The sequence below is a fragment of the Clostridioides sp. ES-S-0005-03 genome (assembly GCF_020658455.1).
Classification (GTDB): domain Bacteria; phylum Bacillota; class Clostridia; order Peptostreptococcales; family Peptostreptococcaceae; genus Clostridioides.
In genome coordinates this window covers 703756-721349 of sequence record NZ_JACVWI010000002.1, presented here as the reverse complement: position 1 = coordinate 721349, position 17594 = coordinate 703756, and the positions used below count along the sequence as shown (strand labels likewise).

The window sequence follows — 17594 nt, the reverse complement described above, 5'->3', positions numbered from 1 at the left end:
AAGCTAATAAAAGTAACTTAGAAGGTGTAGAGACTAATGGTTGAGTATAGCAAACAATAATACCAACACGAGTGCCGAACATCTTAGCAAGTAAAGTTGAAGATGAAGATATAGTCCGATACTCTTAGGAAACTAGGAGAGTATAAGATAAAGAACTTATACATAACAAATTGAGTGCAAGTGTCAAGGGAAGCATGGCAGGTACTTCGCTAAGAGGAGGTCTAGTTAGATTAATAAAGCCACCAGCAGAAGCAGCTTCTGCAATCAAAAAATACGGAATAGAATTAAAGAAAAATAAAAATGGAAGTTTGGATTTAGCAGGAACAATAGGAAGTCTTAGAGAAAAATTAGGTGGATTAGAAGATGTTGAGAAAGGCGTTGCAATATCTTCTATATTTGGAAGAACAGCAATGGCAGGTTGGGCGGCTGTTGTAAATGCAAGCGAAAGTGACTTTAATAAGTTAACAACAGCTATTGCAGAATCAGAAGGTGAAGCTAAAAGAATTGCTGACATGAAATTAGATACTCTAAGTGGTCAATTTACACTTTTAAAATCTGCAATTGATGATGTAAGAATAAGCGTAGGGCAAAGACTAGGACCTATGACAAGAGGATTTGTAGAGAAACTTATAAGAGATATGCCGAAGATAGGTGATTCTATAGTTGGAGTGACAGAAAAATTTGTTAATAATTTTGATAAGATAAAAGCAGGATTTCAAGTGTTATTACCTGCAATTGCTTCTGTTATAGCCTCTATTATGGTACTTAAAGCCACCTTTGCTTTTGGAGGAGCTATTAAAAGTTTAAGTTTACTTGCAAGTACTTTTGGTACAGCTAAATTAGCGGCTTTTGGATTAACAGTAGGAATAGGAGCTGTGATTATAGCTTTTGCAGCAATGACAGTTGCAATAAGCAATAATAAAACTGCCATGATGGATTTACAAACTAGATTTGGTTCCTTTGGTGAATATATTACTACAATAATGGAGTCAATCGGTGGAGTTATAAAGCTTACATTAGGAAATTTGATGATAATGCTTGGAGGAATAGGTGAAGGAATAGGAATACTTTTATCTGATAAAAGTTGGGATGAAAAAGCTTCGGCATTAAAAAATCTATTTGGAAAAACTACAGCAGAAATTAAAACAAATACAAAAGAAGCTTTATCAGATATAAATTCAGAAACTTCTAACGCAACAGCTCTATTAAAAAAATCTACTTCAAAAGAGTTACAAGGTGTTACTAAAGCCTTCTCAACAGCTTTTGACCAATCTAAAAATGTAACAGAGAAGAAATCTAGTGATATAGCTAGAGCATTAACGAATGGATTAAAAGGTTTAGATGACCAATCTCTTACTATGATGAGAGGGCTTAATGATAATATGGCAATAATATTGTCGGGCGTGACAGCAGATATGAACCCAAGTGATAAAGTAAGTAAAATTACCAAAAATCTTAATGATGCCTTTAAGGCAGGTAAATTAAGTGCTCAAGAATATAGAAGTAGTATACAAGAAACTTTAAATTTTATAAGTAAATATAGTGCAGATTCTTCTAATAACTTAAAACAAGGTATGAGTGATGCTTTTAATGCTTTTAAGGAAGGAACAAATGTAGGTGGGTTGAAAGACGGAGTTACTGGAATGCTAAATTCGCTGAAATCAACAGGACCACAGGCTATAGAAACATTGAAAAGTCTAGGTGGTAAAGCATCAGAGATTTTTAAGGGAGTGGACTTTAATTCTTCTATAGATACACAGAAAACTAAAGTATTACAGAATCTAAATAGTCTAGGATTGGAAGGAACGCAAGCTATAGACACATTAAGAACTATTTTCTCACAAGCTTCTACTGCACTAGATACTACAAACCTAAAGCAAGGTTTGAGTGATACATTTAATTCGTTTAAAATTGGTTTTAACCAAGATGGTATGAATGGAGCAATAAGCAGTATGCTTGGTACCATTAATCAAATAGGACCACAAATGCAACAGACATTAGGCAAAATGGATGGGGAAATGGGGCAAATATTTGCTAATGTAGACTTTAGCACTCCAATAGAAACACAAGCTTCTAAAGTTTTAGAAAACCTAAATAATCTAGGAATAGAAGGACCAAAAGCTTTAGAAACTGTAAGAAGTATATTTGCTCAAACTTCAAGTCAAATACAAGGTTCAGCTTCTCAAACTGCTCAACAAGCAAATCAGCAGGTTGTAGATGCTCTAACGCAAGGAAATCCAGCTGTGCAACAGGCAGGACAACAACTTGGAACAGATATAACAAATGGTGTTGTTAGTGGAGTTCAAGCAGGGGTACCAACAGTTCAGCAAAAAGGAAATGAATTAGGAGTAGCAACTCAACAAGGTGTTACAGATGCTTTAAATAATGCTACACCTCAAGTTAACAGTTCTAATCTTACAACTGGCATAGATACAGCGTTTAACCAAGCTACTGCAACAGTCCAACAAGGAGCTACAAATATGTATAATGGGGCTAAGCAAAGCTTTAGCCAATTAGCTCAAGTTGGAAGAGAAGCAGGTTCGAGTTTATATAATGGTGCTACAACTTCTTTTAATATGTTAGCAACAAATGTTAGAGTAGCGTGTAGTAGTATGTACAATGGTGCTAGAATATCTTTTACAAGTTTAAGTAGTTCAGCTATAAGTGCTATTTCTACTATGTGTAGTTCTGTGGTAAGCCAAGTCAATGCTATGTCAAGCCAAGTTATTAGCTATTGGAATAGTGTAAGAGCAACAGTTTCAGCACCAATAAGTGCATCCTTTAATGTTAAGACTACGCAAACAACTGTCAAAAGAACAGTAAATGAAGGCGGCGGAATACTAAGTAATATATTTGGTCAGTTTGCAGATGGTGGAGTTGCAACAAGAACTTCTATTTGTGGAGAAGATGGAGCTGAAATGGTTATTCCTCTTTCTAACAATAGAAGAAGTCGAGCGATAGGCTTGTATGAGCAAACAGGCAAGATGTTAGGCTTAAGCTCGACTCCATCACAAAAAATTGGAGGAAGTTATTCTAATGTTATAAATAATGTTAGACAATTTCCTCTCGAAAATATTTTAGATACAGATAATAAAGAATATAGAGAAGCTACACCAAATAGTATTAATTCTTCTAATAGCACTATAAATCTAGGCGGGATATCTATAAACGTTCAAGAGAGTAATAACAAAGAAGAAATGATACAAGAAATATTATCTCAAGTAGAGAGTGAAATAAGAGAAGCATTACAAGACATTGGATAATGTCGAATTGTTGTTAAAAAAAGCCCTCTTATAGATGTTATAATTATATTAATATATAAATTTATGAGGGGGACTTTTATATTATGTGGCAGAGATTTAAAAGTATGAATGGAAATTTAAAAATTATTATTGGAATTATAGCTGTAATTCTTTTACCAATAACATTAGTTTTGTTATCTATTGAGTTTTTAGTTAAAGCTATTGGGAGTAAGAAAAAAGCTAAGATTGCATTAGGTTGCATATTAGTTTTTTTGACAACGCTTTGTACTAGAAATGTTTATAATGTATTAAGTATAGATAAAGAAGAGCCTATTCCTGTGAAGCAAGTTTCATATAATGATAAAGATAAGGGAAAATCTGAAAATAATATTCAAGAACAACAACAAAAGAAAGAAGAAGCAAAAAAAGTGGAAGAACAACAAAAGAATGAAGAAAAAGAGAAAAATAATGAACCAACAAAGTTTTTTACTGATGTATACTTAAAAAATAAAAATTGTGTTAATATGACATCTTATGAAGGTATAAAATCAAACTTAGATATATTTGGTTATAAATATGAAATTATAGAACCAAATGAAACGACATTAAGACAGATTGATGTATATGATAACCAAAGTAATGATACCATTCAATTTCAATTTTATGAAAATGATATTGGAGAAGAAGTTGTAACAGTTATGCAATACAATAAAAAAGATGAGCCCGACAAATCTGTTGCAATAAGTGATGGATTCCATGTGCAACCACCAAAATTTCAAAATCATATTAATAATACAAATACGGAAGTTAATAGCATAGAAGAACAAATAAATTTTATGTTTAATTAATATTTGTATAATAATAAAAAGCTCCTACAAGTTGTAAGAGCTTTTTATTGTAAAAAAAGAGGTGATAACTTGGTAATAGACATATACCTAAAAAATGAAAAAGAAAAAATAGATTTTCATTTTCCAGTAAATCCACAAGATTCTCTATCTATAAAAAAAGAAAAAAGATTTGAAACTGTTGATATAGTAAATCTAGGTGAATTTGACATTAAAAAAGAAGGGGAGAAGATAAGAGAAATATCATTCAAGACCTTTTTACCCAACTTATATGATGCTTCTTATTGCAGATATAGCGAGTTAAAAAATCCAATTGAAATAGTTGCAATGCTTGAAAAATGGGTAGACCAAACCGAACCTCTAAGACTTATTATAACTGGTTTTGGCTACAATGGATTAGTTACAATATCTAATTTTAGTAATACTCAAACAGCAGGAAGAGAAGAAGATAGAGACATTGAGATAACATTTAGAACTTACAGAGAACTGAAGATAGAGACATTAAAAAAAGAGACTAAGAGTAATGCTAAAACAGACTTAAAAGATAATAGACCTAATACTCAAACTAAATCTAAAATATATACTGTTAAAGCAAGTGATACATTATATAAGATAGCTAAAAATCTTTTAGGTAAGGGTTCAAGGTGGAAAGAGATTTATAATATACCCGAAAATAAAAAAGTTATTGGTAAAAATCCAAATATTATTAAAAAAGGACAAAAGTTGGTGATACCTAGCAAATGAAAATAATATTAAATGGAAAATATGATATTGCAAATTTTAATGAAGGAATAACATTAAGTGAAGCTATAGACGGAGTTGCATATAAAATGGATGTATCATTAGTAGAACCTAAGCAACTTCAAGATATAGGAATTAAAAAAGGTGATAAAATAGTTCTAATTGATATAGCATATGAGAGTAAAAAAGAAGAAACAATCTTTGATGGAGTCATATGGGAAACTAGAAGAAGTGAAAAGAGTAAGAAACTGACATTGTCTTGCAGAGAAAGAACAGTCTATATGGAAGAATCAGAAGAACAATATAGTTTTAAAGAAAATACAGCAACACAGAGAATTGAATATTACTGTAAGCAATGGAATATACCTTACTACAATCTAGCCAACACAGAGAAGAAGCTTGCTAAAGTAATACATAAGACAAATATACTGGATATGATTAAAAAAGATTTAAAGGAAACAGCAACAAAAGGTGGAGACTTATTTAGAGTAAGAATGGATAATAAATTAAAATTATTCAAGCTTGGAACTAATGCAAATGTATATAAATTAGATAGTATATTAGAAGATGCAAACTTTACAAGTAGTTTTAATGATGCAGTAACAAGTGTAAAAGTGTTAGGTAAGAGTAAAGATGAAAATACAAAAGCACCTATCATTGGCACATATAAAAAGGACTCAGACAAATATGGAACTCTACAAAAGATTAAACAAGATGAAAAGATAACTAATGCAAAAGAAGCTAAGAAAGCAGCAGAAGCAATGTTTAATTCGGGCGAAGAAACAATAAGTGTTGATTGTGTATTAGATATAAATAGAATAAGAGCAGGTGACAAGGTATCTCTAAAAGGAAGAGAATACTATGTTATAGATGTGACTCATACACTAGACTCTACACCAAAAATGAAGCTCAATATAGGAACTTTAGATTATATAAGGAGGAAATTTTATAACAATGACTGATGCTAGATTCAATGGAGTTGCTAGAATATTAAAAGAAAAAATGAATAAAAGTGTGGCAAATGGCACTTTTGGAATGGGTTGTTCACTTGCAGAAATAACAACAAATGGCCTTAAAGTAAGTGGCTATAAAGATGAAATACAAGATTATTTAATATTAGAGAATTTAACATTAAAAGAAGATTATTTTACTCTTTCAGATGAAATGTTAGGTGCAGAATATAGACATAAACATAAAATAGAAACTCCAAAAGAGTTGAAACCATTGACTATAGGTGATAATGTATTAGTAGCCGTTATGGGAACTGAATTTGCAATAATTGGGAGGGTTGTAAATGCCAAACCTATTTCCACAAAATGAAACTTTTGAAACTATAGAATTAAAAAATAATAATGAAAATGAACTGGACCTAAAAGGTTCTTTTTTATTTGATTTTATAAAAGGTGAATTTGTTAAAAATGCAGATGGAACATTAAAAAGATGTAACAAGGTAGAGGCATATAAACAATGGTGTCAAAAAGCTATATTAACACCTAGGTATAAAAGGTCAGCTTATTCTAGTGTATATGGAAGTGAAATAAAAGACTTAATTGCTAGTAACCTATCTCAAAGTGCTAAAGAACTTGAAATATCTAGGTTAATAAAAGAAACTATTTTAGTTCATCCATATACAAAAGAAGTGAGTAATTTTATATTCAATTGGCTTGAAAATAGTAGGCTTGTTAATTATGAATTTGATGTACTAACAATAGATGATGAAAATATAACTATAGATGGGAACATAAAAAGGTAGGTGATTATTACATGGAAAGAGAGCTACCTATACCAGTTTTTTTGACAGAAGATGAAGAAGCAATACACGAAAGAATGTTAAGTAACTTTCAAGATATTTCTACATTGGAAGGAGACTTTATTTATGATGCAACAAGACCCACAGCAGAAGAAGTTGCACAGTTAAAACAACTAGGATTACAAAATAATTTAAAGGTTGCATTTCCTCAAACCAGCTATGGAACTTATTTAGAGTGGCTTGGTGAATGTAAGGGAGTGTTTAAAAATCAACCAACTAAGGCTACTGGAATTATTACATTTACAGGTATGCAAGGAGCTATCATTACAAAAGGAACTATAGTAACTACTGTTGCAACTGATGAAAAGCAGAGTATAGAGTTTGAGCTTCTTGAAACTAAAACTATAGGAGAAAATGAAACAGTAGATATTAAAGCAGAATGTAGAGAAACTGGAACTATAGGAAACGTATCTCAAAATACTGTAACTGTTTTATTAGGTTCGATTAATGGAATTAAATCTGTTAATAATAAAGAAGATTTCAAAGGTGGAACAGATATAGAAGACGAAGAACATTTTAGAGAAAGAGTTCTTGTAGCAGAGCAAGAAGACAAACTTAGTGGAGCTAATTCAGATTATATAAGATGGGCTAAAGAAGTAGATGGAGTTGGATATGCTTATGTAGTTCCCGAATGGAATGGAGCGGGGACAGTAAAAGTATTAATACTAGACAAAAATAGAAAAGCAGCAACACAAGAGTTGATAAATAAAGTTCAAGATTATATATATCCATTAAATATATCAGAAGGAGAAAATAGGGATGGGAAAGCTCCTATCGGGGCTTTAGTAACAGTTGTAACACCCGAAACATTACTTATTAATGTAAAAGCTAGTTTTATATTTAGTAACAGTTTTAATGAAGAAACAGTATTAGACAATTTAAAAACTAAGATAGACAAATATTTGGATAAAATTGATTTAGGTGGAACGGTCTCATACAATGCTATACAGGCTATAGTAGGTTCTATGATGTTGACAGACGAAGGCATACAGGACTTTTCTAATCTTACTATAAATGATGTAAAAGAAAATATAAAATTGCAGGACCAAGTGGTCGGAGTAGGGGAAATAGTTAACGAGGTGGTTGGATGATAGCTTCTAAAAAAGGTAGAGAAATGCTTCTTACATTGTCACCGATATACGAGCAATCTATCATAATGCAAAGCTTATATGAAGCTATAGGAAGCGAATTTGATAATTTAGAGTTATTAAATAAAGAAATAGAATTACAATTATTTCCTCAAAGTGCAACATGGGGTTTAAGTTTTTGGGAAAATAAAGTAGGTTTAGCTACTAATCTAGATGAAGCTATAGAAACTAGGAGAAGAAAAGTCATTGCTAAGCTCCAAAGCAAATATATTATGACACCTAAAAGAATGTCTATGATACTTCAATCTTATACAGGTGCAAATATAAAAATAAATGAAAACATATCTCCATATACTTTCGGTGTTGAATTAATCAGTACTCAAGGTTTTCCTAGAGATTTAGAAGATTTATATAAGAGAGTAAATGTTATAAAACCTTCTCATCTATCTGTAAGTTATAAGTTAGTATCTTTATTAAAAAGTAAAACTTATTTTGCACAAACAACAATTATGAGTGAAGAAATAACAGTATATCCTTATTCAAGTAAAGAAGTAAAAGCTAATGTTAAAGCTAAGTTTGCATTAGCTCATAACATGAGTTCAGAAATATTAACAGTATATCCAAAAGGAGGTGGTATAAATGGCTGATGAACAATTTTACACTATACTTACAAATATAGGAAAAGCTAAAATTGCTAACGCAGGAATGCTAGGTAAATCAGTAGTACTAGAGAAGATTCAAGCAGGTGATGGAGGAGGAAGCTATTACAATCCAACAGAAGAGCAAACAGCATTAAAAAATAAAGTTTGGGAAGGTAATATAAATGCTTTTGACAAGGATGAAAATAATCCTAATTGGATTATTGCAACAGCATGTGTACCTGGTTCAATAGGTGGGTTTACAGTTAGAGAAATGGCTCTTATAGATAATGAAGGCGATATGATTGCAATTTGTAAAAGTCCTGAAACATATAAGCCAAAAGTTGGTAATGGAGCTATGAAAGATTTGTATTTGAAATTTATCATAGAGGTATCTAATGTAGAGAAAGTGACCTTAGTTGTTGACCCAACTGCGATATTTTTAACTAAAAAAGATGAAGAAAAAATATTAACAAATATCAATAAGTTAGACACTAAAATAGATACAACTAAAACAGAGTTAACAAGCAACATAGAAACTACTAAGACAGAGTTAAACACTAGAATTGACACAGAAAATGAGAAACAAAATATAAAAATTGACCAGCTAATAGCAGGGGGTTCTAATGTAGCATCTACTCAAACAATAACAATTGATGATTGGATAGATAATCAAGAAGGTGGATTCAAAGCAATTGTAACACATAGTTTGTTAACTCAGAGAATAACTGTAAGTATTATAGATGCTACTACAAAAGATAATGTAGTACCCGATTTCACAATTATAGACGATAATTCTATTGAGGTTAGAAGTGGAGTAAAAGTTGAGTTAAATGTTTATGTGATAAATGGGAATGCAGAGACTCATTTTATAAACGCTACAGTGGATGATAACAGAGTGAGTGAAATGACTACTTATTCATCTAAAAAAATTGAAGATAGATTAGTTAATATAGAAGAAAAATTGAATGGTGGGCTATCCAATATTGCAACTAGCGTAAATGAGTTAATAACTTATTGTTAGAAAGGAGAGTGATAAGGTGCAGACAGTATGGAATTTTAATTATACAGGTTCACCGCAAAGTGTAATATTAAAACCTGGCAAATATAAAATGGAGTGTTATGGTGCTTCTGGCGGTATTAATAATTCTTCTTGGGATACTAATGCTAGAGGCGGATATTCTAAAGGCGAACTTACATTAAATAAACTAACTACATTGTATGTTTATGTTGGGGAAACTGGTTTTGCTTCTTCATCTACTAGTAATAACACTAAAAAAGGGTTTAATGGTGGAGGTAAAGGTTATTTAAATCAACAGGTTATGGGTACTTATTTTTCTATGTACGGCGGTGGTGCTACGGATATAAGGCTTATTGGAGGTGTTTGGGATAATTCTCAAAGTTTGCTTTCTCGTATAATTGTTGCTGGTGGAGGTGGTGGTGCATATTATCCTCATACTGGTGGTGCAGGAGGTGGATTAGAAGGAGGTACTGGATATAGCGCAAATTCTACACATCGCCCTGGTGGTACACAATACCAAGGTGGTATCGGTCGTGTGAGTACAGAAAATGGAAGTTTTGGAAAAGGTTGTTCCGTTATAACAGGAGATGGAAACGGAAATGGAAGCGGAGGTGGAGGTGGCTGGTTTGGTGGCTCTGCTATAATAGGAGTTGGTGGAGCAGGAGGTGGAAGTGGTTATGTGTTAACCAAAGATAGTTATAAACCTATTGGATATACGCCAACATCTAAATATTATCTTGAAAATGTAGTTATGACTGTTGGAGGTAATACTACTAAAGCAGATGGTTATGCTAAAATAACATTACTACAATCATTACCTTTTTTAACTGTATCTTCTTATAACTCCACACAAGCAACATTCAAAGCAGACCACACAGACCCTACGCTACTAAATAAAATTGAATACTTTATAGATGATGTGTTAAAAGAAACTATCACAACAGATTTAACAACAGAAAAAACAATTAACTATACGTTAGAAGATAATGCACTACACACACTTAAAATAGTCGTTACAGATAGTGCAAATGCTACAGTAGAAAAAGTATTAAGTATAAGTAAGAATATAATGCCATTACCCGAAAATGTGAATTTAAATGATATATCTACAAAATTAGTTGAAGTTAATGCAGGATTTAAAACTGGTAAGACAAGTATTATAAATACTTTAGCATTAAAGAATATAGAAGCAAATTTAAATAATACACTCGTAGAATTATCAGAGAAAATTAAAACCTCTTTTGACAGTTCAGATGCTAGTGTGCAGGAATTGCAAAATAGGATAACAGAATTGAATAATCAACTTAGTCAAAGGAAAAGAAAAGCAAAAGGAACATTTTTTTTTAATGAAGAAACTAGGATTAATTTCAGACTAATAGATGGGGATAGTCTTTCTGCCGTTAAAAAATTGATTGTGCCTATTAATTTAGACTTCACTCCAAGTATCATCATAATTAATGAAATGCTTTTAGGTAGTTATGTACCAGCTCAAGATGTAAAATTTACTTGTATAACAAACTTAAGCGATTTTGTTATTGGTCGTAAATGCACTAACGAACAATATAGTTGTACATCTTCTATAAAATTAAATTCAGTTACACAGAATAGTTTTACTCTTTCATTACAAAAAGTTGCTGGTTTTGACAAAGTTAGTAGTGCTATTTTTTCAATTGCTAACACACATTTTGATTGGGTAGCGTACGAATAATAAAAAATGAGGTGGTTATATGAACAGAAATAATAGAATAATTTACGACCAAACAGGCAATATATGGCTTCAAACTGGTGAAGCAACAGGATACATAAAAGAATGGTCAGAAATAACTGAATTGAACTTTTTAGATGTTGAATATGGAAGTATAGACTATAGTAAACAGTATATAGAGTCTATAAATCCAGTTACAAAAGAAACTGTCTTAAAAGATATAGAAGTTATTTTAACAGATGAACAAAAGAGATTGCAAGCATTAGAAGAAGAACTAAGTATGTTAAAAGAAGAAAATAAAAATAGAGATAGTGAGATAGTAAACACAGCATTTGAAATAGTAAATATGAAATTAAATAACAATATCTAGGAGGAATTAATATGTATAACTTATTAAAATTAATGATAGAACAAAAGAACTATATTACTAAAGAAGATTTACAACATAAGATGGATGTATTTTATGCAGTAAACAGGATTACAGAGGAACAATATTTAGAGTTAACAGGTTTATTAAATAAAGAAGAAACACCAGCAGAACCAACAGTATAGAAGGTTCTTTTTTTATTGGAAAGAGGTGGTTTAATTGACTTTCAAAGAGTTGGTTAATAAAGTTAGAAATCTTGTTTTAGAAGCAAAGAAAGTAACTATAGAGGATACAGAGAATAATTTTGTAAGTGATAATGTAGAAGATGCTTTAAAAGAGGTTTTTCAAAATGGAGTTAATGCTAAAAATAATGTAGTAACAGCATTGAACTCCAAAGGTGCAGAAGTTGCTACAAGTGATACATGGCAAGAAATAAAAGATAAAATTGATAAAAAAGAAGGCAGGTTGGATTTAAGAGAAGCGATGCTTTCAAATTCTTCCCCATATTTAGTTATAAATGGCGCTATAAAATACATTGAAAAATGTAGTGGGAATTTCAAAACATTAGAATATGAAGAACCTTATTTTTATGTAATTAAAGAAACTCATTTAATTAAAATTAATGCCATTGATGAAACTGTAGTTTTTGACATTACTTTAGCTAATGCTAACTTCTCATGTATTTGCATTACTCAAGAATTTTTATTTATATCTGATAATACTAAATTATATAAAATAAATAAAATGACAGGAAGTGAGATACAATCTATAGAAGGTGGTTATTATAAGTTATGTACTTATGGGGAATTTATTTATGGAGTCTATGGAGATGAAACTTCTTCAATACTTCACAAGATAAGAATATCTGATATGTATAAAATGCTAACTAAAGATATGTCAATCAATAGTATTTACGATTTTGAAAGAGGTAAGTTTGTTTGCAATAGGAATGCCATTTACGCTACGACAGAGCATTCAAATTCAAGTGGTTCTACAGATTGTTACCTAACTAAGATAAATTTTGATTTTTCTATTTCTAAAGAGTTAAGGCTAGGCGGACAATTGTATGAAAAAAATATTAAGTTTTTAAATGATTTTGTTTTTGTATCTGAAAGAGACAGGGGAATAGAAGTTGAAAGTAATAAAAAAAGTGGATTAGTAAAATATGATGCAAATTTAAATGTTATTGCTTATACAGAAATGCATACTCATAGAAATTTTGATATTCACAATGGATATATATATGCTTTAAACATAAATTCAACTAGTTCTTTTCAGAAACTTGATTTAAACTTAAAAGTGATTAATGGCTATAGTAAATTAGGTTATACACTTCCAAATGATGATATGATTATAATAAATAATTTAGTTTTTTTTATTAATGGTGGTATTTATAGAAATGTATTAACAAAAGGAATTTATTCAGATGAGAAAGGAGAATCGTTATGATTTATTTAGGAAATTTAATGGATACAGAGGAACAAAATATAAAATATATTGGGATGCTACATTATGAACCAAGTGCATTAGGTGAAGAAGATTTAAAAAAGGGCATTTTAGTTGAGGAATTGCCGACACAACAATATGTAGAGAATAAAGAGGCGAAGTTATTTATAAATATAGATACTAAAGAGGTTTTCTATAGATATACAGATATTAAAAGTAGACTAGAAGATAAAATAAATTCTACAGAACAAACAATAGCAGATTTAACATTTCAACTTATGAGTAATGGGGTGATATAATATGAATTGGTATAAGATAATAAATGATTTTTATAAAAATGGGAATTGGACTAAAGAGCAAGTTAAAACAGCAGTTTCAAAGAGTAAAATAACATTAACAGAATATAAAGAAATTGTAGGAGAGGACTATATAGCATAGTCTTTTTTATGCAAAAATAAGGAGGTTTTCATGAATGAAGAACTTTTCAAAGATAATTTGAAACGACATGAAGCAACAATAAATAAACATAATGATGAAATAGATGAATTAAAAGTAGCAAATATAGAGTCTAAAGCAGAATTAAAAGCACTATGTGAGAATTTAAACTCACTTACAAGTATGTTAAAGTGGCTAATTGGAACAATGATTACAACATTAGTAGGGTTCTTTATATTTGCAATTCAAAGAGGAATATTTTAATTAGGAGGAAAATAAATGGATAATTTAATAAGTTTCATACCAGAGCAGTTGCTAATTTTAGTAGCTGCTCTTTATGTTATAGGAGCAGGTTGTAAGAAGTATAAACAACTAGATAATAAATATATTCCAGTAGTGTTGTTAGCACTTGGAATAGGTTTTTCAGTATGGATGTTAGGATTAAATCCAACCTCAATATTACAAGGTGTAATTTGCTGGGGTATATCAATAGGTATAAATCAAACTTACAAACAGTTGAAGGAGGAAAATAAATAATGAAAATATGCATTACAGTAGGACATAGTATTTTAAAAAGTGGAGCATGTACTTCTGCTGATGGAGTAGTTAACGAGTATCAATATAATAAATCTTTTGCACCAATATTGGCAGATACATTCAGAAAAGAAGGACATAAGGTAGATGTAATAATATGCCCCGAAAAGCAGTTTAAAACTAAGGGTGAGGAAAGGTCTTACAAAATACCTAGAATTAATAGCGGAGCATATGACTTACTTATAGAGTTACATTTAAATTCAAGTGGAGTAGGAGCTTTTGGAACAGAAGTATTTTACTATAGTGAAAAAGGGAAAGAATATGCACAAAGAGTAGTAGATAAACTATCTAAACCTTTCATAAGAAAAAAAGGAGATAAAGAAGTAGGTAATAGAGGAGCTAAATTAGATAAAAGTTTATATATTTTAAATAGTTCCAAACCTACAGCAATATTAATAGAAAGTTTCTTTTGTGACAATAAAGATGATTATGAGAAAGCTAAGAAGTTTGGGTATGAAGGTATTGCTAAGCTAATTGTAGAAGGTACATTGAATAAAAATATAAGTAATGAGGGAGTTAAGCAAATGTACAAACATACAATCGTTTACGATGGAGAGGTTGACAAAATCCCTGCAACTGTAGTTAGCTGGGGTTATAATGATGGTAAAATATTAATATGCGATATAAAAAATTATGTACCAGGTCAGACAGAGAATTTATATGTTGTAGGGGGAGGGGCATGTAATAAGATAGGGTCCATAACTAAAGAAAAATATACAATGATAAAGGGTAATGATAGATTTGATACGCTTTACAAAGCATTGGATTTTATTAATAGATAGAGTAAATGTTTTATATGAAATAATTATGAATATATGGAAAAATATGTTTAATATAATTTTAATAAGGTATAAAGTTTTATAAATAAAACGATAAGGGGTGGATAAGATGTTAATAAATGATAAGAGTTTTTATCCAAATAATATTTATCCAGCAATAGACTTTCTCAAGATAAAAAGACAATTAAAATCAATATACAAGAATGATTTATCAGATTGTGGAAGCATATGTATAATAGAAAGAAAAGACTATTCTATAAGCATAAATAGTATAGGAGAGATAAATATATATTATGATTCAAGATATGAAAATAAGATACAGAGTGTAGTCGGTGAGATTGAGCAGTTATTCAAGTCTCAAGTTAAAAATTTTAGTATATCAAAACTTAAGAATTGATGATTAGAAGGTAGCGACTGGAGATAGTTGTTACCTTCTTTATTGATTATATCAGCGTTTTATTATAAATAGTTTATATAGTTATATATTTCTTTCTAATTAAACAATGGGATACTATTGTTATAATGGATACTAATATTAATGTTGTTATTGCAGTATCTAATCTTTTTATTAATAAACCCATTATTATGTATTCCAAGCCTATTAAATATTGATAAAACATCTCTAGTTTAATAGTTTTTTCTCTATCTATTTTTCCATATTTTAATTCTAATTTGTTAAAATATTTTTTCCTAAAATAGTTAAATTTATGTTTAGTTAAGCCTTTTATTATATTCCCTATTATAAATATTATTCCAAAAAGTAAAAATAGTCCATTCCAAAAATTCATAGTAGATACCCCCTTTACAAAATAATTTTTATGTATGTTGTTTATATTCTTTTGCAAAGAGGAAAGGAAGATAAAATAATGATACAAATATAAGCCTCTCTAAAATAACATAGTAGCTAAATGTCATTTCAGAACTATTACAAATAACATCTAAATTATCAATTAAAGCATGAATTATAGAACAAAACCATATATTTTTAGTTTTCAAATAAACATAACCTAAAAATATAGAAAGTCCGATTCCATATATTAAATGAATTACACTTCCCATTATTGGAGCATCTGGACTATAGAATGTAAATTGTAAAGGTAAATGCCATAAACTCCAGCAAACACCTACAATTATAACACCTATTTTTTTGCCAAATTTACCAAAGAAAATACTTTGTAAAAAACATCTCCAGCCGTATTCTTCAGATAAAAAAGGATAAATATATATTAGTGATATTATAGTAAGATTAAGATAAAATAAAATACCATTATAATTAAGATTATTTTTGCTTATTATTAATCCAAGGATAATTTGAGAAAATATAAAGTAGACAATTAATAAAGCACCTATTCTTAGATTTCTTAGAAGATACAAATCTGTTGGTTTAGAAGAATAAATAATAACACATAAACTACTTATAAAGGTTAATACAATATTTATTATTGAGAATTCATTATTTGTTATTAACTTTAATGAGGCAATAATAAATAATAAAAAGTACAAAAGGAAAAATAATATTATCAATGAATAAAACTTATACCTATCATTAGTTTTTCCTTCTGTATAAAATTTTGCGATAGCAACAGAAGATAAAGGTAATATCATCATGAATGATGCAAAATTTTCTGGGTCAATAAATTTATTGAAATATAATAGTAAACCTAATAAATAGGTTAAGCCAAAAGTTATAGAAAAAAATATTATAATCTGAGTTTTCTTTCTTTTTTCTTCATTTTCAATATATCTTGGATTTAATAAATCAATCCATTTTTCTTGTAATTTCAATACAAAAACCTCCTTTAACATATTACTTTCTTTTCTATAATAACAAATTCATATTGTATTAATTTTCTTAATAAAAGTATAGCAGCAATGTAAGTATAAAGAGTATCTAAAATATTACAAATATTAACAGGATACATAAAACTATAGCATAACCTGTAACAATAAAACGAACGAAAATTATCATACTAAAACATAAGACCTGTTATAATTGTATTAGATATATACATTAACATACACCAAAGCACTCCTATAAAAAGAGTGCTTATTTTTTTGAAATACATTAAATGTATAAACTATCAATAACCTTACTCAACATATCTTAGAAACGATTTAAATAGGTCTTTTTAACAACCTAGAATATATGATATAATAAAAAAATAGAAGTGTATTCGCAGTACACTTCTATATCTGTAACTAAGCATTCTCATGTTGGGGAGTGCTTTTTTCATTTCTCCAAACAATCTTGTTTTTTTCATCTGTAATTATCAAATCAATCTCGTTTTCTTCTAATATTTCTGTTGCAGTACAAATAAGATTATCTAAGTCAAAACTACGAGTTAATTCTAGTTGCTTGTTATTTACAAGTCTTTTTAGTATATAAGTCTTAAAACACATCTATATCCCTCCTTAAGCACTAAGGCATTCTTGTAAGCGCTTTTCTGCTTCTTCCAAAGTAAAAAATTCGTCTACATACTGGTCAAAGTTTCTAACATATTCAGTCTTATATCTAGTGTTATTTATTTCTATAAAAGCAATAGTCTTGCCATCATCATAGTATCTGCTTATTACGAAGTATTTTTCTGCAGTAGATACATTTTCTTTGTCTTCTATAACTAAGCCTTCAGCATTAAAACAAGGTGCCATACTATGGTTGCCAATCCTTATGTATTCACAATCATAATTAAAACGAATTTTAGCACGTCTAATAGTACCATCTTCTTTATAAGTTATAGTTTTATCAGTTCTTTTAATAACCTCTATAGTGAACACACAGTCATGGTCACATACACTTCTTGTTGCATAAGTTTTGCCTACTTCAAATTTTATCATCTTAAATACCCCCAATAATTATTTTGTTAAGTATATTGTACACTATAA

At 29.7% G+C, this 17594-nt stretch carries 23 protein-coding genes; 19 read left to right on the top strand and 4 right to left on the bottom strand.

What is annotated here, in order from left to right; translation table 11 throughout:
* The first annotated feature begins 194 nt into the window (after window positions 1-194).
* From IC218_RS12350 to IC218_RS12260, 19 genes are all read left to right on the top strand, one after another.
* A complete protein-coding gene (locus IC218_RS12350; protein WP_413926963.1) occupies window positions 195-3263 on the top strand; it encodes a phage tail tape measure protein in 3069 nt (1022 codons plus the stop codon).
* Window positions 3264-3346: 83 nt separating this feature from the next.
* A complete protein-coding gene (locus tag IC218_RS12345) occupies window positions 3347-4090 on the top strand; it encodes a hypothetical protein (RefSeq protein ID WP_227824553.1) in 744 nt (247 codons plus the stop codon).
* Window positions 4091-4159: 69 nt separating this feature from the next.
* Entirely contained in the window at window positions 4160-4831 is a 672-nt protein-coding gene (locus IC218_RS12340) for a LysM peptidoglycan-binding domain-containing protein (RefSeq protein ID WP_227824552.1), read from the top strand.
* Complete coding sequence (locus IC218_RS12335) at window positions 4828-5790, top strand: XkdQ (RefSeq protein ID WP_227824551.1); 963 nt, start codon at window positions 4828-4830, stop codon at window positions 5788-5790. Before IC218_RS12340 ends, IC218_RS12335 begins: the two co-directional genes overlap by 4 nt.
* The gene (locus IC218_RS12330; protein ID WP_227824550.1) at window positions 5783-6148 is read left to right on the top strand and encodes a hypothetical protein; all 366 of its coding nucleotides are present in this window, start codon (window positions 5783-5785) and stop codon (window positions 6146-6148) included. Before IC218_RS12335 ends, IC218_RS12330 begins: the two co-directional genes overlap by 8 nt.
* Window positions 6123-6581: a DUF2634 domain-containing protein gene (locus tag IC218_RS12325; protein WP_227824549.1), complete on the top strand. Its 459-nt coding sequence runs from the start codon at window positions 6123-6125 to the stop codon at window positions 6579-6581. The genes IC218_RS12330 and IC218_RS12325 overlap by 26 nt, the downstream gene beginning before the upstream one ends.
* An 11-nt stretch (window positions 6582-6592) precedes the next feature.
* Window positions 6593-7729, top strand: a complete 1137-nt coding sequence (locus tag IC218_RS12320; protein WP_227824548.1) for a baseplate J/gp47 family protein — start codon at window positions 6593-6595, stop codon at window positions 7727-7729.
* Complete coding sequence (locus IC218_RS12315; RefSeq protein ID WP_227824547.1) at window positions 7726-8373, top strand: YmfQ family protein; 648 nt, start codon at window positions 7726-7728, stop codon at window positions 8371-8373. The genes IC218_RS12320 and IC218_RS12315 overlap by 4 nt, the downstream gene beginning before the upstream one ends.
* Window positions 8366-9388 carry a phage tail protein gene (locus IC218_RS12310; protein ID WP_227824546.1) on the top strand — a complete coding sequence of 341 codons (1023 nt, stop codon included), beginning with the start codon at window positions 8366-8368 and terminating at the stop codon, window positions 9386-9388. The genes IC218_RS12315 and IC218_RS12310 overlap by 8 nt, the downstream gene beginning before the upstream one ends.
* A 16-nt stretch (window positions 9389-9404) precedes the next feature.
* Window positions 9405-11093, top strand: coding sequence for a glycine rich domain-containing protein (locus tag IC218_RS12305; protein ID WP_227824545.1), 1689 nt, complete (start codon window positions 9405-9407; stop codon window positions 11091-11093).
* A 19-nt stretch (window positions 11094-11112) separates the two neighbouring features.
* Entirely contained in the window at window positions 11113-11460 is a 348-nt protein-coding gene (locus tag IC218_RS12300) for a hypothetical protein (protein WP_227824544.1), read from the top strand.
* 11 nt (window positions 11461-11471) lie between these two features.
* Window positions 11472-11642 carry a hypothetical protein gene (locus tag IC218_RS12295; RefSeq protein ID WP_227824543.1) on the top strand — a complete coding sequence of 57 codons (171 nt, stop codon included), beginning with the start codon at window positions 11472-11474 and terminating at the stop codon, window positions 11640-11642.
* Window positions 11643-11676: 34 nt separating this feature from the next.
* Complete coding sequence (locus IC218_RS12290) at window positions 11677-12906, top strand: hypothetical protein (RefSeq protein WP_227824542.1); 1230 nt, start codon at window positions 11677-11679, stop codon at window positions 12904-12906.
* A complete protein-coding gene (locus IC218_RS12285; protein ID WP_227824541.1) occupies window positions 12903-13202 on the top strand; it encodes a hypothetical protein in 300 nt (99 codons plus the stop codon). Before IC218_RS12290 ends, IC218_RS12285 begins: the two co-directional genes overlap by 4 nt.
* A gap of 1 nt (window position 13203) precedes the next feature.
* On the top strand, window positions 13204-13341 hold the full coding sequence (locus IC218_RS12280; protein WP_227824540.1) for an XkdX family protein: 138 nt from the start codon (window positions 13204-13206) through the stop codon (window positions 13339-13341).
* Window positions 13342-13371: 30 nt separating this feature from the next.
* Window positions 13372-13602 carry a hemolysin XhlA family protein gene (locus IC218_RS12275; RefSeq protein WP_227435859.1) on the top strand — a complete coding sequence of 77 codons (231 nt, stop codon included), beginning with the start codon at window positions 13372-13374 and terminating at the stop codon, window positions 13600-13602.
* Window positions 13603-13617: 15 nt separating this feature from the next.
* Window positions 13618-13875: a phage holin family protein gene (locus IC218_RS12270; RefSeq protein WP_227824539.1), complete on the top strand. Its 258-nt coding sequence runs from the start codon at window positions 13618-13620 to the stop codon at window positions 13873-13875.
* A complete protein-coding gene (locus tag IC218_RS12265; protein ID WP_227824538.1) occupies window positions 13875-14714 on the top strand; it encodes an N-acetylmuramoyl-L-alanine amidase in 840 nt (279 codons plus the stop codon). The genes IC218_RS12270 and IC218_RS12265 overlap by 1 nt, the downstream gene beginning before the upstream one ends.
* Window positions 14715-14820: 106 nt before the next feature.
* Window positions 14821-15108, top strand: a complete 288-nt coding sequence (locus IC218_RS12260; RefSeq protein ID WP_227824537.1) for a hypothetical protein — start codon at window positions 14821-14823, stop codon at window positions 15106-15108.
* A gap of 73 nt (window positions 15109-15181) precedes the next feature.
* Here IC218_RS12260 and IC218_RS12255 read toward each other — a convergent pair whose 3' ends face one another.
* The 4 genes from IC218_RS12255 to IC218_RS12240 form a co-directional block, all read right to left on the bottom strand.
* Window positions 15182-15499, bottom strand: coding sequence for a hypothetical protein (locus tag IC218_RS12255; protein WP_227824536.1), 318 nt, complete (start codon window positions 15497-15499; stop codon window positions 15182-15184).
* 28 nt (window positions 15500-15527) lie between these two features.
* Window positions 15528-16496, bottom strand: coding sequence for a CPBP family intramembrane glutamic endopeptidase (locus IC218_RS12250; RefSeq protein ID WP_227824535.1), 969 nt, complete (start codon window positions 16494-16496; stop codon window positions 15528-15530).
* A gap of 414 nt (window positions 16497-16910) precedes the next feature.
* Window positions 16911-17111, bottom strand: a complete 201-nt coding sequence (locus IC218_RS12245) for a hypothetical protein (protein ID WP_227824534.1) — start codon at window positions 17109-17111, stop codon at window positions 16911-16913.
* Window positions 17112-17123: 12 nt separating this feature from the next.
* The gene (locus tag IC218_RS12240; RefSeq protein WP_227824533.1) at window positions 17124-17546 is read right to left on the bottom strand and encodes a hypothetical protein; all 423 of its coding nucleotides are present in this window, start codon (window positions 17544-17546) and stop codon (window positions 17124-17126) included.
* Window positions 17547-17594: the final 48 nt, after the last annotated feature.

What these genes read in the sequence shown, in the direction of transcription:
- IC218_RS12350 (WP_413926963.1), top strand. Translation starts at nt 195, where the DNA reads ATGGCAGGTACTTCGCTAAGAGGAGGTCTAGTTAGATTAATAAAGCCA.
- IC218_RS12345 (WP_227824553.1), top strand. Translation starts at nt 3,347, where the DNA reads ATGTGGCAGAGATTTAAAAGTATGAATGGAAATTTAAAAATTATTATT.
- IC218_RS12335 (WP_227824551.1), top strand. Translation starts at nt 4,828, where the DNA reads ATGAAAATAATATTAAATGGAAAATATGATATTGCAAATTTTAATGAA.
- IC218_RS12330 (WP_227824550.1), top strand. Translation starts at nt 5,783, where the DNA reads ATGACTGATGCTAGATTCAATGGAGTTGCTAGAATATTAAAAGAAAAA.
- IC218_RS12325 (WP_227824549.1), top strand. Translation starts at nt 6,123, where the DNA reads ATGCCAAACCTATTTCCACAAAATGAAACTTTTGAAACTATAGAATTA.
- IC218_RS12320 (WP_227824548.1), top strand. Translation starts at nt 6,593, where the DNA reads ATGGAAAGAGAGCTACCTATACCAGTTTTTTTGACAGAAGATGAAGAA.
- IC218_RS12315 (WP_227824547.1), top strand. Translation starts at nt 7,726, where the DNA reads ATGATAGCTTCTAAAAAAGGTAGAGAAATGCTTCTTACATTGTCACCG.
- IC218_RS12310 (WP_227824546.1), top strand. Translation starts at nt 8,366, where the DNA reads ATGGCTGATGAACAATTTTACACTATACTTACAAATATAGGAAAAGCT.
- IC218_RS12300 (WP_227824544.1), top strand. Translation starts at nt 11,113, where the DNA reads ATGAACAGAAATAATAGAATAATTTACGACCAAACAGGCAATATATGG.
- IC218_RS12295 (WP_227824543.1), top strand. Translation starts at nt 11,472, where the DNA reads ATGTATAACTTATTAAAATTAATGATAGAACAAAAGAACTATATTACT.
- IC218_RS12285 (WP_227824541.1), top strand. Translation starts at nt 12,903, where the DNA reads ATGATTTATTTAGGAAATTTAATGGATACAGAGGAACAAAATATAAAA.
- IC218_RS12280 (WP_227824540.1), top strand. Translation starts at nt 13,204, where the DNA reads ATGAATTGGTATAAGATAATAAATGATTTTTATAAAAATGGGAATTGG.
- IC218_RS12275 (WP_227435859.1), top strand. Translation starts at nt 13,372, where the DNA reads ATGAATGAAGAACTTTTCAAAGATAATTTGAAACGACATGAAGCAACA.
- IC218_RS12270 (WP_227824539.1), top strand. Translation starts at nt 13,618, where the DNA reads ATGGATAATTTAATAAGTTTCATACCAGAGCAGTTGCTAATTTTAGTA.
- IC218_RS12265 (WP_227824538.1), top strand. Translation starts at nt 13,875, where the DNA reads ATGAAAATATGCATTACAGTAGGACATAGTATTTTAAAAAGTGGAGCA.
- IC218_RS12260 (WP_227824537.1), top strand. Translation starts at nt 14,821, where the DNA reads ATGTTAATAAATGATAAGAGTTTTTATCCAAATAATATTTATCCAGCA.
- IC218_RS12255 (WP_227824536.1), bottom strand. Translation starts at nt 15,499, where the DNA reads ATGAATTTTTGGAATGGACTATTTTTACTTTTTGGAATAATATTTATA.
- IC218_RS12245 (WP_227824534.1), bottom strand. Translation starts at nt 17,111, where the DNA reads ATGTGTTTTAAGACTTATATACTAAAAAGACTTGTAAATAACAAGCAA.
- IC218_RS12240 (WP_227824533.1), bottom strand. Translation starts at nt 17,546, where the DNA reads ATGATAAAATTTGAAGTAGGCAAAACTTATGCAACAAGAAGTGTATGT.